Origin of the sequence: Halomonas zincidurans B6 (assembly GCF_000731955.1) — a bacterium.
Lineage (GTDB): Bacteria > Pseudomonadota > Gammaproteobacteria > Pseudomonadales > Halomonadaceae > Modicisalibacter > Modicisalibacter zincidurans.
In genome coordinates this window covers 2365876-2379318 of record NZ_JNCK01000001.1, presented here as the reverse complement: position 1 = coordinate 2379318, position 13443 = coordinate 2365876, and the positions used below count along the sequence as shown (strand labels likewise).

The window sequence follows — 13443 nt, the reverse complement described above, 5'->3', positions numbered from 1 at the left end:
CGTTGCTGGACGGCATGATAGGCTGGCGCACAATGACCCGCGAGTGAGGAGAACGCATGTCTCGAGAACCACTGATCATCGAGCCGCGCGATGGCAGCGCCGCCAACGCGGCGCTGATCCTGCTGCACGGGCTGGGCGCCGACGGCAACGACTTCGCGCCGCTGTTGCCGGCACTCAACCTGCCCAAGGGCCTGGCGCTACGTTGCGTGCTGCCGCACGCGCCGCAACGTGCGGTGACCGTCAACGGCGGAATGCGTATGCCGGCCTGGTACGACATTCTGGCGATGGATCTTTCCCGGGAGGTCGACGAAGCGCAGCTCAAGGCCTCGGCGGGCTATGTTCATGAACTGATCGACGCCCAGCGAGCTGCCGGCATCGACAGCCGGCGGATCGTCGTCGCCGGTTTCTCGCAGGGCGGCGCGGTGGCCTACCAGGCGGCCCTGAGCTATCCCGAGCCGCTGGCCGGCCTGCTGGCGCTGTCGACCTACTTCGCCACCGCTGATTCGCTGCAGCTGGCAGCCGCCAATCGCGGCCTGCCCACCGCCGTGCATCACGGCACCTTCGACCCGGTGGTTCCCGAACAGCTGGGCCGCGCGGGCTATGAGAAGGTCCGTGAACTGGGTGTGCCGGCCGAGTACCGTCGCTTTGCCATGGCCCACGCGCTATGCCCGGAACAGATCGGGGTGATCGGCGACTGGCTGGGCCAGCGGCTGGGCTGAGCGCGCCGGCCCCGGCTGCTCAGTGCTTGAGCCGTTCGAGATCCTCGCGCGCGGGCAGCGCGGCGTAGGCGCCCGGCTGGGTGACGGCATGCGCGCCGCAGCGGCAGGCGATCCGCACCGCGCGCTTGAGTCCCTCGCTGTCATCGCACCACTCGGCAAAGCCGGCGGCATCGACATCGGCCTCGGCGAGCATCGCCAGCAAACCGCCGATGAAGGCATCACCGCCGGCGGTGGTGTCGATGGCCCGGACCGCGGGTGGGACGATCTCGAAGCGTTGGCCGAGACGCTGCACGCTCACCGGCTCGGCGCCGTCGGTGATCACCACCAGTCGCACCCCGGCGGCCAGGCGCTGGCTGATCCAGGCGTCCACCGGATGATCGCCGCGCAGCGCCTCGACCTCGTCGGCGGAGAGCTTGACCAGTTGGGCGCGATCGAGCAGCGCGGTGACCCGAGCGATGTCGACCTGGCCGTCGGGCCACAGGTTGGCGCGCAGGTTGGCATCGACGCTGACCAGGCTGCCCGAGCGCTGGGCGATGTCGGCCAGCGCCAGGGTGGTCTCGGCGATCGTCTCTTCGGTCAGGCTGTTGCTGCACAGATGGACGATCGCCGGTTCGGCGAACACCCCCGTCGGCAGGTGTTCGAGACGATACAGCAGATCCGCCGCCGGTGGCCGGTAGAAGTCGAAGGTGCGCTCGCCGTGGGCGTCGCGGGAGACGAAAGCCAGCGCGGTGCGCGCATCAAACGTGGTCACCACGCCCGAGACATCGACGCCGTGGCTGGCCATCTCGGTGGTCAGGAATCGCCCGAAGCGATCCGCGCCGACCATCCCCAGAAAGCGACTGGGCACGCCCAGCCGAGCGCAGGCCACGGCGACGTTGGCCGGTGCGCCGCCGGCGTAGGGGGTGAAGGTTTCCGGGCCGCTGGCGTCGCCCAGGCGGCTCGATAGCATGTCGACGAGGGCCTCGCCGAAGGCGATCACGGGCGTCATGAGTGCTTGCCTTGCCGGTTGGTGGATGGCTTCTTCGCGGTCTGCTTGGCGGCCGCCCCGCGGCCCGCCATCTCGGCGGGGCGGTGTGCCGGAAAATGTTCGCGCATCAGCGCCAGCAGACCCTGGGTCGAGGCGTCGAAGTCCTGAGTGCGCTCGTCGATGCGCTCGCTGATCTCGCCGGCGATGCGCTTGCCGAGCTGCACGCCCCATTGGTCGAAGGAGTTGATGTTCCAGATCACCCCCTGGACGAACACCTTGTGCTCGTAGAGGGCGAGCAGCGCGCCGAGGTTGCGCGGCGTCAGCTCGTCGAGCAGCAGCGTGCTCGACGGCCGGTTGCCCGGGCAGCTGTAGGGGTCGAGCTGACTGCGCTCCTGGCTTCCCCCCTGGCTGCCCTCCATGAAGGCGTTGGCCTGGGCGAGCATGTTGGTGAGCAGCGCGAAATGATGCTCCTCCACGCCTTCGTCGGGCTTGAGCGAGGCGATGAAGTCGATCGGCACGTAGCGGGTGCCCTGGTGCAGCAGCTGGAAGAACGCATGCTGGCCGTTGGAGCCGGTCTGGCCCCAGACGATCGGCCCGGTCTTGTAGTCCACCGGATGACCGAAGATGTCCACCGACTTGCCGTTGGATTCCATGTCGAGCTGCTGCAGGAACGACGGCAACTGATGCAGCGCCTGGTCGTAGGGCACGATGGCCTGGGTCTCGGCGCCCTGGAAGTTGATGTACCAGATGCCGATCAGCGCCATCAGCACCGGCATGTTGCGCTCGAAGGGCGCCTCGATGAAGTGCTGATCCATCTCGTAGGCGCCCGCGAGCAGCTCCATGAAGCCGTCGAAGCCGATCGACAGGGCGATCGGCAGGCCGATCGACGACCACATCGAATAGCGCCCGCCGACCCAGGCCCAGAATTCGAAGACGTTCTCCTCGCGGATGCCGAATTCCATCGCCGCGCGGCGGTTGGTCGAGGCGGCGATGAAGTGCGCGCCGAGATCGGCATCCTCGCCGGCGTTGTCGAGGAACCAACGCCGCGCGGTCTTGGCGTTGAGCAGCGTCTCCTGGGTCGAGAAGGTCTTGGTCGAGACGATGAACAGCGTGGTCGCCGGGTCCAGCGTCCTCAGCACTTTCTGGATGTGCGCGCCGTCGACGTTGGAAACGAAGTGGAAGTTGAGCTCGCTATGGCGGTACTTGAGCAGCGCCCGGCAGGCCATGTTGGGCCCCAGGTCCGAGCCGCCGATGCCGATGTTGACCACGTCCTTGATGCGCTGGCCGTTGTAGCCTTTCCAGCTGCCGTCGCGCACGGCCTCGGAGAAGTCGCGGATCTGCTCGCGAGTGCTGCGGATCTCGGGCATCACGTCCTTGCCGTCGACCATCAGCGGCGCGTCGGCAAGGTTGCGCAGCGCGGTATGCAGCACCGGGCGGTCTTCGGTGACGTTGATGATGTCGCCGGAGAACATCTGCGCGCGGCGCTGCACCAACGCCGAATGCCTGGCCAGTTCGAGCAGCTTGGCGAGCACCGCATCGGAAATGTGATGCTTGGAATAATCCAGAAACAGCCCGCCGACGCGCAGGCTCATCGTGTCGAAGCGTGCGGGGTCGGCGGCGAAATAGTCGCGGATGCGGTCATCGGCGGTTTCCCGGTACAGACGTTGCAGCGCCTGCCAGGTCACGCTGCGGGTGAGTTGGAACATGGGGCGTGTCCTTATATTGCCAGCATCTGATTAGAGGGCGTTAACAAAAGGGTTGCGCTCGACATACAGCGTTAAAATCGTCCTCAAAATACGCATTTACTCCGTGTAAACTCCGTTTTTTCGTTCGATTTTGCCTTGTCTTGCCTTCGCTCGCCTGTTTTGTAAACGCCCGCTAGGGGCCTGCGCTGCTATAGTCCATCGTGTATCGGCAGTGAATCGTGTCACACGATGATCTCAGGCGGCGCTGTCACGAGCAATCCGCCATTCGCCGAAGCGTCATCGGCTCGACGTTCAGGCGACGCGATGGCCGCGCGACTCCTCGAGCAGCATGAACCAGGTGGCGCGGTCGATGGTCAGGTTGCTGTCGGCGAGTAGCGCCTGGATACGTGCGGCCTTGAGCGTGCCGATCACCGGCACCGGCGAGCCGGGAATGCGCCGCAGCCAGGCCAGCGCGAGTCCGGCCCGGCTGACGCCAAGTTCCTCGGCCAATGAACTCAGCGAGCTGCCGAGCACGTCCTCGAAGACGCTGCCGCCGCCCAGCGGCGACGATGCCAGCGGCTGGTGGCCGTCGTTGAGCACGGCATCGAAGAGCCCGTCGAACAGCGGCTCGGCATGCGCCAGCGAGAGTTCCAGCTGGTGGACGTGCAAGTCGTGACGCATCGCTCTCTGCAGGCGTCGCCACTGCTCGGGCATGAAATTCGATACGCCGGCCGCGCCGATCTTGCCGGCGTCGATCGCGGTGTCCAGCGCCTCGGCGGTTTCTGCAGGCTCCATCAACGGATCGGGACGATGCAGCAGGAAGTGATCGAGGCGCTCGACGCCCAGTCGTGACAGCGAGGCGTCGATCGCGGCGGTGAGGTACTCGGGCGTGGTGTCGTAGTGCTTGACGGCGTGGCCCGACTCGTCGAGTCCGGGCAGCACGATGTCCGCCTTGCTCACCACGCGGACGCGAGACGCCAGCGCCGGGCGTGCCCGGAGGGCTTCGCCGAAGCGCGTCTCGCTTTCGCGGCTGCCGTAGATGTCGGCATGGTCGAACCAGCCGAGGCCCTCGTCGAGGCGCGCCTCCAGCCAATCGGCCAGCGCCGTCGGCGTCGACAGCTCAAAGGCGTTGTGAAGACGCATCATGCCCAGCAGGAAGGGCACGTCGAACGTCAGCGGGTCGTTCATGCAGAGTCCCCGTCGCGGCTGATGGTGGTCGACAGCAGGTGCTGGGCGCCGGGCACCAGCCACACCGGATCGACCCGCGTGCAGGCGGCCTCGACGCACAGGAAACGCTGCCCGGCGTCGGCGGGGATGTCATCGGGCAGCGCGCTGTCGGGGTGCCAGACCACCGTCGAGTCGCTGCCCTGCTTGGCGATGCGCAGGCGTCGCGTGCCATCGTCGAGAATCGCCTCGCGGTTGGACTGGTAGATGCGATCGACCGGCCCGCGGATGCCCAGCTCGCCCTGCTGGACGTGCTCGGCGAAGCCCTCGAGCTTATCGAGATAGCGTGCGCCGGCCAGGCCCTCGACACGGCATTCATGACAGTGCCTGACGCTGAAGTAGCTGTGCAGCGCGCCGGTGTACTTGACCGGTGTTTCACCGACGTGCTCGGTGATCACCTCGACATGCAGGCGCTGGGCGTTGGCCTGGACCACCACGCGGGGCACCAGCTGCTGATGCAATCGCGCAACCGGCGACAGATGCAGCTCGACGCCCTCCTGATGCTCGTCGACGGCATCGAGTCGCCAGTCGGCCGTACGCGCCGGGCCGTGCATCGGGCCCTGGCCATCCGGCGATTCGTCGGCAAATCTTTCGTCGGCAAACCACGGCCAGCAGACCGGAATGCCGCCGCGAATCGCCCCGGGCAGCGCCTGGGGCGTCGGCGTCACCCACAGCCAGCCTTCATCGGTCTCGGGGGCGAACGGTAAATAGTGAAGGACTTGAGCGCCCTGCAGCGAGACGGCGAGTTCACCCCAGGGCTCGTTGGCCAGCCACACCTCGCGGCCCTGCCATTCGGCGCGGCGTCGGCCGTGGGTGTCATCGATCAGTTGGCGCAGACTTGCGGGGATCATGCAACCTCCTGGTTGTGCAGGGCTTCGCAGGCGCCGAGCAGGCCGGTCCAGGGCGCCGTGACCACCCACACCGGCAAGCTGGCGTTGAAGTCGCTCATGCGCCCCTTGTCGGCGAAGGCGCGGCGAAAATCGCTGTGCGGCAGCCAGTCGAGCAAGCGCGGCACGACACCGCCACACAGATACACGCCACCGCGCGCGCCGAAGGTCAGCGCCGCGTCGCCGCAGACGTCACCCAACATCTTGAGAAAGCGCAGGATCGTCGCCTCGGCGACGGGGTCGCCGTCGCGCGCGCCATCGGTGACCGCCGCCGGGCTGTCATGGCGAGCCTCGATACCGGCGTCGTGAGCGTGGGCGCGATACAGGTCGAGCAGCCCCTGGCCGCACAGCACGCGTTCCACCGACACGCGACCGTAACTGCCGCGCAGGAATGACACCAGTTGCTGCTCGAATTCATCGGTGGGGGCGAAGGTGACATGACCACCCTCGGTGGGCAGCGGAATCCAGTCGTGCTGGCCGGGGAACAGCCCGGCCATGCCCAGGCCGGTGCCGGGGCCGATCACCAGACGGGCGCGGTGCGCGTCGGCCTGACCCGCGCCGACCGCGACCAGCTGGTCGGCGTCGACGTGCGGTATGCCCAGCGCCTGAGCGGTGAAGTCGTTGATCACCTTGAACAGCTCGAGCGCCAGGTCGGCCTTTACCCGGCGTTTGGAAAAGCGCCAGGCGTTGTTGGTCAGGCGCACGTCGTCCTCGTGCACCGGACAGGCGAATGCCAGGCAAGCCTCGCGTGGTGCGCGCTCGCCGACGGCGCCGACACGCGCCAGGTAGTCGCGCACCGCGGCTTCCAGCGTCGGGTAGTCGGCACAGCGCAGGGTCTGGATAGCCTGCAGGTCGAAGGCGTCGGGGGTCACCAGCGCGAAGCGCGCATTGGTGCCGCCGATGTCGCCGATCAGCGCCGGACGCGTCATGCGGTACGACCTCCCTTGTCGACGTCGCGGGCCTCGAAGCCGCCGAAGGTGGCGGCGCCATCCTCGGCCCCGCCGACCAGGCTGCGAAAACCGGCGAACAGCTCGCGCCCCATGCCGTAACGATAGCTCTCGATGTCGGTGGCGGCGGGTTCGCGAGCTTGCCATTCGGCGGCGGCGACCAGCGCCTGGAGCGTGCCGTTCTCGGGATCGAGGCGCACCACGTCGCCCTCGCGCAGGCGCGCCAGCGGGCCGCCGTCGTAGGCTTCGGGGGTCATGTGGATCGCCGCCGGGACCTTGCCGGAAGCCCCCGACATGCGCCCGTCGGTGACCAGCGCCACCTTGTGGCCGCGATCCTGCAGCACGCCGAGATAGGGCGTCAGCTTGTGCAGCTCGGGCATGCCGTTGGCGCGCGGCCCCTGGAAGCGCACCACCACCACCACGTCGCGGTCGAGTTCGCCGGCGTCGAAAGCCGCCTTGAGCTCGTTCTGGTCGCTGAACAGGCGCACCGGGGCTTCGACGCGGCGAAACTCGGGCTTGACCGCGGAGATCTTGATCACCCCGCGGCCCAGATTGCCGTCGAGCACGGCAAGGCCGCCGGTGGGCGAGAACGGGTTGCTGGCCGGGCGCAGCACGTCCGGGTCGAGGCTCTCGGTGGGGCCCTCGCGCCACACCAGCTCGCCGTTGTCGAGGAACGGCTCCCGGGTGTAGTCGGACAGGTCGCCGCCGAATACGCAGTCGATGTCGCGATGCAGCAGGCCGGCATCGAGCAGTTCGCGGATCAAGAAACTCATGCCGCCGGCGGCCTGGAAATGGTTCACGTCGGCCTGCCCGTTGGGGTAGATGCGGGTCATGCTGGGCACCACCGCGGACAGTTCGGCGAAATCGTCCCAGTTGATGGTGATGCCGGCGGCGCCGGCCATGGCGACCAGATGCAGGGTATGGTTGGTCGAGCCGCCGGAGGCCAGCAGGCCGATCATGGCGTTGACGATCGCCTTCTCGTTGATCTGCTTCCAGAACGGTCGATAGTTGCCGCCCGGCTCGCTGTTGCGGATCGATTGCTCGGCAGCGTAGCGGGTCAGCGCCTCGCGTAGCGGCGTGTTGGGATTGACGAAGGAGGCGCCCGGCAGGTGCAGGCCCATCATCTCCATCATCAGCTGGTTGGAGTTGGCGGTGCCATAGAAGGTGCAGGTACCGGGGCCATGATAGGACTCGGATTCGGCCTCGAGCAGCTCGCCACGACCGACCTTGCCTTCGGTGTAGAGCTGGCGCACGCGAGCCTTCTCGCTGTTCGGCAGGCCGCTGGTCATCGGGCCGCCGGGCACGAGCATCGCCGGCAGATGGCCAAAGCGCGCCGCGCCGATGAACAGGCCCGGCACGATCTTGTCACAGATACCCAGGTAAAGAGCGGCGTCGAACATGTTGTGCGACAGCGCCACGGCGGTCGCCATGGCGATCACGTCGCGCGAGAACAGTGATAGTTCCATGCCCGGCTGGCCCTGGGTGACGCCGTCGCACATGGCCGGCACGCCGCCGGCGAACTGGGCGGTGGAGCCCATCCGGCGTGCGGCTTCCTTGATCATGTCGGGGAAGGGCGCCAGTGGCTGGTGAGCGGACAACATGTCGTTATATGACGAAACAATGCCCAGATTGGCACTGTTCATCAGTTTCAGTTGATTCTTGTCCTGCGGCCCGCAGGCGGCGAAGCCATGGGCCAGGTTGCCGCAGGACAGTTCGCCGCGATGCACGCCCTGGCGGTGCTGATCCTGCATATGACGCTCATAGGCGGCGCGCCGCTCGGCCGAGCGCTGGCGAATGCGCTGGGTGACGCTGGAAACGGTGTCGTGGATAGCCATGGACAACCCCTAGTCACTGTCAGATAAGTATGTGTGTAAATTTACCAAAAAATTTACTTGAACGTCGTCATTCTTTGGGCCAGATTGTGCATAAAGCGTAGGATTATTTCATGATGATCGCCTCTTGCTCCAACAGCCGCGCGAGAGGCGATCGCTTAGCGAGTTCACGCCACCACGTTGCTTTGAAGGAGGCCACCATGACACTGCGTGTCGCCATCAACGGGTTCGGACGTATCGGTCGCAACGTTCTGCGAGCGTTATATGAAAACGGTTATCGGGACCGCATCCAGGTGGTCGCCATCAACGATCTGGGCGATCCGGCGCTCAATGCGCATCTGCTCAAGCACGACAGCGTGCATGGTCATTTTAGTCACGCTGTCAGTCACGACGACGAGTCGCTGTCGGTCGACGGCGATCGAATCAGCACCCTCGCCCAGCGCGATCCCGCCCAGTTGCCGTGGCGCGAACTCAAGATCGATCTGGTGATGGAGTGCACCGGGCTGTTCACCAAGCGCGATGCGGCCGCCCAGCATATCGAGGCCGGCGCCGAGCGGGTGTTGATCTCGGCGCCGGGTACCGACGTCGACGCCACGGTGGTCTACGGCGTCAACGACGGCATATTGACCGCCGAGCATCGCGTGGTTTCCAACGCCTCGTGCACCACCAACTGTCTGGCGCCGGTGGCCAAGGCGCTCAACGACGCGCTGGGTATCGAAAACGGCCTGATGACCACCGTGCATGCCTACACCAACGATCAGCATCTGTCGGACGTCTATCACAAGGATCCGTACCGGGCGCGTAGCGCGACCCAGTCGATGATCCCCACCAAGACCGGTGCCGCCGCCGCGGTGGGCCTGGTATTGCCGGAACTCGACGGCAAGCTCGACGGTCTGGCCGTGCGCATCCCGGTGATCAACGTCTCGCTGGTCGATCTGACCTTCACCGCCAGCCGCGAAACCAGCAAGGAAGAGGTCAACGCCATTGTCGAGAAGGCGGCGGCCGGTTCATCGATCCTGGCGGTCAACGCGCAGCCGCTGGTGTCGATCGACTTCAACCACGATGCCCATTCTTCCACGTTCGATGCCAACCATACTCGCGTCAACGACCGGCTGGTCAAGGTCATGGCCTGGTACGACAACGAGTGGGGCTTCTCCAACCGCATGCTGGATACCGCCTTGGCGATGCAAGCTACGGTTCGCTGAGTCAGGTCTTCCCACCAGGTGTGGCGGCTTGCCGGTGAGATCTCTTCGCGCTCTCACGGCTTCGCACGGATGTCGCATCGGCAGGCCGCCGCCATAGGCTGGCGTGCCAAGTCCGCCAACAAAGGTGCGCCGGGGGCCGATGGCATGACGGTGGACCAGTTGGCCGACCACCTGAAAACGCACTGGCCGACGCTGCGCGAGCGGCGGCTGGCCGGGGAGTACCCCCCCCAGCCCGGTCCGAGCCGTCGAGATTCCCAAGCCCAAGGGCGGGACGCGACAGCTCGGCATTCCCACGGTCACCGACCGGCTGATCCAGCAGGTGCTGACGCCGCTCTTCGATCCGGATTTCTCCGAGTCGAGCTACGGTTATCGCCCGAAGCGCAGCGCCCAGCAGGCCGTCTCGGCCATGAAGGCCCACGTTGAAGAGGGCCGCCGCTGGGTGGTCGATCTTGACCTGGAAGCCTTCTTCGACCGGGTGAACCATGACCTGCTGATGGCGCGGGTCGCGCGATGCGTCCACGATAAACGGGGGCTGCGCCTGATCCGTCGCTACCTGGAAGCCGGGATGTTCCAGGACGGCCTGGCCGCGCCACGCCGGCAGGGAACGCCCCAGGGTGGGCCGCTCAGCCCGCTGCTGGCGAATATCCTGTTGGATGATGTGGACTAGTTAGGATCGGTGTCTCCGCCACTTCACCCAATATAGGAACTGCTGGAGGGACCGCCTTCCTCCACAGGCGGTTTCGAAGCCGATAACCGCCCAGCATAGTTGCTGGCTCCCCGGGTGGCTAAACGAGATCCGAGAGCCAGCACCTGGCGTCCTCCACGGCAATACGGTAGCCCTTCCAGCCAGCCTCGCCATGCGTTTGAGCGCTTGAATTTTCTCTTCGGTTGTTCTATAAAAGGAACATAGTCCCTTTTAAGGAACGAAAGAAGTGCAGCATCTCGCCACTCTAGCCAGCAACCTGAAACGTGTTCGCCTGCACAGGGGGCTAACCCTCTCCGGCCTGGCCCAGCGCTGCGGTATCGCGAAATCCACGCTATCCAGGATGGAATCGGGCCAAGGAAACCCTACAATCGATACCTTATGGCTACTTGCCGACGCGCTTGGCGTGCCCTTCGGCGACTTGGTGGCCAATGATGGAAGCGGCCCAACCGAGCCTGGCGAGTTCAGCGGGCAGGGCGCGTCTGTTCGCTTAATCGAACGACATGATAGCAACCCGGTCGTCGAGACTTACCGTCTGGCACTGCCGGCCGGACACATCAGGCGCTCTGCACCGCATGCACCAGGCGTTCGCGAGCGGGTGGTGGTGCAACAGGGAAGCATGCTGGTGGGTGATGCCCTGCGCCCCCAGCGACTCAATCCTGGAGAATCCTGTGAGTATGCTGCAGACGTGGAACACCTCTACGGCGCATCGGACGAACCAGCCGTGGGAATCGTGTTCATCGAGTACCCCACTGATGCCAGCCACCTCCATCTCGTGGACCAAGCCATCGACTGGCCCGACACGCCGCAGGAATGGGAAGGCGCCCGCAGCCTGTTTCACCGGTTGGCGATCGAGACCTCCACCGGGCTCACGGGCAGCCTGCTACGTTTGCGCCATGCCCCAAAAGATAGCAACGATATAGGTGAGCAGGTCATCGAGCATGTCGGCTTGCGAGCAAGTGATGCCTGGCCAATCTACTGCGTGGCTGGCCACGACTCTCACGACGCCTTCTGGGCAGTCGTACCACTGACAACCACCTCGGCCTTTGTGGCCAGTCCTCTCGAGGGAGTTGACGATATTCTGGACGAGGCCAGACGGCTCGCGCGCCTGGCCGAATCTCCTTTCCTGCCTGACACCTCGGTCCGGTCGGAGAAACACCGTCACTCTCCATACATTGTCCTTGACTGCCTGACGAGTGAAGTCGCGTTACAGCGTGGCGACATAGCCTTGCCCGGCACGGTCACGCTCGAAGCCCCCTTCAATCGACACGCAACCTCTCAGGAAGCAGAAGCCTTTTCGAGCAGGATCGATTTCGACCACTACGCCGCCTATGAGTTAGTGCACCCAGCTTACGCTCGCCAGATGGTCGCTATGGCAGAGGACATCCTGGCCTTCGGCGGCGACTTGGCAACCGGCAACGCCATTGACATCGGCACGGGCCCGGGCACCGCCCTGCTGATGCTGACCGAGCTACTGCCAAGACTAAGGGTAACAGCCGTCGAACCCGATGACGTCGCCATCGCCCATCTCAAGGCGCTCTCGAAAGGACAAGAGCGTATCAAACCTCATCACGGGGATTTCCTTGCACTCGATACACCTCCGGCCAGCCAGAGGCTCCTGACCTCGGTGGGTGCCTCACATCACTTCAACACCCCCTTCATGCTCAAGAAGTGTCAGGAGCTTTTACAACCCGGTGGTCTGCTATGCGTGGCCGACGAGTTTCTTCCCGAATTTCATGATCGGGAGACCCGGCTGCGCGCCTTAGTTCTTCATCACAGTGCCTATATCCTGGCTAGCACAGCATGCCTGGAGCGCGCTGATCTCCGAGCATTTACGGCAGATACCCGAAGCTGCCACGACGATATTCGCCAGCCCCTCTGCCTGGCGGTACTCGAGGCGCAGCGCGGCTTGGTCAACGAAGCCGTCACGCGCTGCCGGAGCTTGCTATCCCGACTGAATAGTCAGGGTCTGGAACAGGCCGCTCACTGCCCGCTCGGCGTCTTCGTCAGATTCTTTCGACTAGAAATGCAAGCGATGGTGGCCGGCTTTGATTATGAGGTAGAGCGCAAGACGTATACTCGGCGCTTCCTGGAACTGGCTCGATTCAATGGGTTCGAGCTGCTGCATCATCGTCGCGTCTTTGCTACCACGGGTACAGATGACTGGCAAGGTGGTACTCATGTCTTCACCTTCCGTAGGCATGGGGGCGCACCATGAATGCCTTCCTGAGAGGGCTCGCTGGCAGTGCCTCCGTCGCTGCTGGCTATTTGCCCATCGCCTTTGGCTTCGGCCTGACCGCGCTACAGGCGGGGCTGTCGCCCCAGTCCACCCTGCTGATCTCCATGGTGGTATTCGCCGGCGCAAGTCAGTTCATCCTTGTCGCCCTGCTGACATCAGGAGCGGGGCTGCTCGGCACCCTCGTCGCCGTGCTGCTGATGAATGCCCGCCACTTGCTCTATGGCCCGGCTCTGATGCCACAGCTAATGGCCCAGGGAAAGCGGTACCCTACGCCCCTGCTGGCATTCGGTTTGACAGATGAGGTCTTCGCCACGGCAGCTGGACGTCTCGACCAGCTTGCGCCAGAGGATCGACAAGCGTGGCACCTGGGCCTGCAACTCGGTGCTTATGGCGCCTGGATGGCAGGCACGCTGATGGGTGTGACGTTCGGTGGAGAAATCGACCAGCTTCCTATCGCCCTGGCGGCGGCCCTGGAGTTCATCCTGCCGGCGTTGTTCTTCGTGCTGTTACTGGAGATCGGCGTACGGAAGTGGCTCGGCACTATTGTGGTTACGGTACTGGTTACAGCCCTGCTCCAGACGATACTGCCAAGCTATCACGCCCTCACATTGGGGATGCTGTTAGGAGCGGCCTCATCACAGCTCAGGAGGAAGCCATGCTCTCGACGCTCCACCTGACGATTCTGCTTGCCGGCATTGTCACCTTTCTGCTGCGGTGGCTGCCGGTCATGCAGCACTCAGTGCCTCGCCGCAACTTGCCAGGCTCCGTCAGGCAGCTGCTAGCGGCCATTGGACCTGCGGCATTGGCAGCGTTGCTGACGATCTCGCTATTTCCCATGTTGTTTGACTCCCCCTTCGCGCCACAGGACTGGAACATATACGTAGCACTATTGACTATTATCTTATGCAAGAATTTTTTTGGTGGCATCGCCATACCGACTGTCCTTGGAACGTTTTTTTATGGAATATCCACATATTTTATTAACGGCTTTTAATGTCTCAGGTCTTTCATGCCACCCATTAATATTATCCTGAA

Annotated in this window: 12 protein-coding genes; 6 read left to right on the top strand and 6 right to left on the bottom strand. The window is 64.6% G+C overall.

The features are described from left to right. Positions 1–56 precede the first annotated feature (56 nt). A complete protein-coding gene (locus tag HALZIN_RS0111200; RefSeq protein ID WP_031384301.1) occupies positions 57–719 on the top strand; it encodes an alpha/beta hydrolase in 663 nt (220 codons plus the stop codon). A gap of 19 nt (positions 720–738) precedes the next feature. Here HALZIN_RS0111200 and HALZIN_RS0111195 read toward each other — a convergent pair whose 3' ends face one another. From HALZIN_RS0111195 to edd, 6 genes are all read right to left on the bottom strand, one after another. After that, positions 739–1707 (bottom strand): carbohydrate kinase family protein, encoded by a 969-nt coding sequence (locus HALZIN_RS0111195; protein ID WP_031384300.1) that lies wholly within the window; start codon positions 1705–1707, stop codon positions 739–741. Continuing rightward, positions 1704–3392, bottom strand: a complete 1689-nt coding sequence (gene pgi, locus HALZIN_RS0111190) for a glucose-6-phosphate isomerase (RefSeq protein ID WP_031384299.1) — start codon at positions 3390–3392, stop codon at positions 1704–1706. The genes HALZIN_RS0111195 and pgi overlap by 4 nt, the downstream gene beginning before the upstream one ends. A 291-nt stretch (positions 3393–3683) precedes the next feature. Next, a complete protein-coding gene (locus HALZIN_RS0111185) occupies positions 3684–4559 on the bottom strand; it encodes an aldo/keto reductase (RefSeq protein ID WP_031384298.1) in 876 nt (291 codons plus the stop codon). Further along, the gene (locus HALZIN_RS0111180; RefSeq protein ID WP_031384297.1) at positions 4556–5446 is read right to left on the bottom strand and encodes a D-hexose-6-phosphate mutarotase; all 891 of its coding nucleotides are present in this window, start codon (positions 5444–5446) and stop codon (positions 4556–4558) included. The genes HALZIN_RS0111185 and HALZIN_RS0111180 overlap by 4 nt, the downstream gene beginning before the upstream one ends. Next, on the bottom strand, positions 5443–6411 hold the full coding sequence (gene glk, locus HALZIN_RS0111175) for a glucokinase (protein WP_031384296.1): 969 nt from the start codon (positions 6409–6411) through the stop codon (positions 5443–5445). Before glk ends, HALZIN_RS0111180 begins: the two co-directional genes overlap by 4 nt. Further along, complete coding sequence (gene edd, locus HALZIN_RS0111170) at positions 6408–8264, bottom strand: phosphogluconate dehydratase (protein ID WP_031384295.1); 1857 nt, start codon at positions 8262–8264, stop codon at positions 6408–6410. Before edd ends, glk begins: the two co-directional genes overlap by 4 nt. Before the next feature lie 197 nt (positions 8265–8461). Here edd and gap point away from each other — a divergent pair, with 197 nt between their 5' ends. The 5 genes from gap to HALZIN_RS0111145 all read left to right on the top strand — a co-directional run bounded on the left by gap (position 8462) and on the right by HALZIN_RS0111145 (position 13402). Then, positions 8462–9466 (top strand): type I glyceraldehyde-3-phosphate dehydrogenase, encoded by a 1005-nt coding sequence (gene gap / locus HALZIN_RS0111165; protein WP_031384294.1) that lies wholly within the window; start codon positions 8462–8464, stop codon positions 9464–9466. A 250-nt stretch (positions 9467–9716) separates the two neighbouring features. Beyond that, a complete protein-coding gene (locus tag HALZIN_RS18410) occupies positions 9717–10133 on the top strand; it encodes a reverse transcriptase domain-containing protein (protein WP_328286641.1) in 417 nt (138 codons plus the stop codon). Between the two features lie 265 nt (positions 10134–10398). Continuing rightward, complete coding sequence (locus HALZIN_RS17135; RefSeq protein WP_051907483.1) at positions 10399–12387, top strand: helix-turn-helix domain-containing protein; 1989 nt, start codon at positions 10399–10401, stop codon at positions 12385–12387. Continuing rightward, positions 12384–13085, top strand: a complete 702-nt coding sequence (locus HALZIN_RS0111150; protein ID WP_035575317.1) for an AzlC family ABC transporter permease — start codon at positions 12384–12386, stop codon at positions 13083–13085. Before HALZIN_RS17135 ends, HALZIN_RS0111150 begins: the two co-directional genes overlap by 4 nt. Continuing rightward, positions 13064–13402: an AzlD domain-containing protein gene (locus tag HALZIN_RS0111145; RefSeq protein WP_031384291.1), complete on the top strand. Its 339-nt coding sequence runs from the start codon at positions 13064–13066 to the stop codon at positions 13400–13402. Before HALZIN_RS0111150 ends, HALZIN_RS0111145 begins: the two co-directional genes overlap by 22 nt. Positions 13403–13443 lie beyond the last annotated feature (41 nt).

Bases quoted from the DNA above. Each gene is read 5' to 3' on its own strand.
- HALZIN_RS0111180 (WP_031384297.1), bottom strand. From the start codon at position 5,446: ATGATCCCCGCAAGTCTGCGCCAACTGATCGATGACACCCACGGCCGA.
- edd (WP_031384295.1), bottom strand. From the start codon at position 8,264: ATGGCTATCCACGACACCGTTTCCAGCGTCACCCAGCGCATTCGCCAG.
- HALZIN_RS0111150 (WP_035575317.1), top strand. From the start codon at position 12,384: ATGAATGCCTTCCTGAGAGGGCTCGCTGGCAGTGCCTCCGTCGCTGCT.
- HALZIN_RS0111145 (WP_031384291.1), top strand. From the start codon at position 13,064: ATGCTCTCGACGCTCCACCTGACGATTCTGCTTGCCGGCATTGTCACC.
- HALZIN_RS0111195 (WP_031384300.1), bottom strand. From the start codon at position 1,707: ATGACGCCCGTGATCGCCTTCGGCGAGGCCCTCGTCGACATGCTATCG.
- glk (WP_031384296.1), bottom strand. From the start codon at position 6,411: ATGACGCGTCCGGCGCTGATCGGCGACATCGGCGGCACCAATGCGCGC.
- HALZIN_RS0111185 (WP_031384298.1), bottom strand. From the start codon at position 4,559: ATGAACGACCCGCTGACGTTCGACGTGCCCTTCCTGCTGGGCATGATG.
- pgi (WP_031384299.1), bottom strand. From the start codon at position 3,392: ATGTTCCAACTCACCCGCAGCGTGACCTGGCAGGCGCTGCAACGTCTG.
- HALZIN_RS0111200 (WP_031384301.1), top strand. From the start codon at position 57: ATGTCTCGAGAACCACTGATCATCGAGCCGCGCGATGGCAGCGCCGCC.
- gap (WP_031384294.1), top strand. From the start codon at position 8,462: ATGACACTGCGTGTCGCCATCAACGGGTTCGGACGTATCGGTCGCAAC.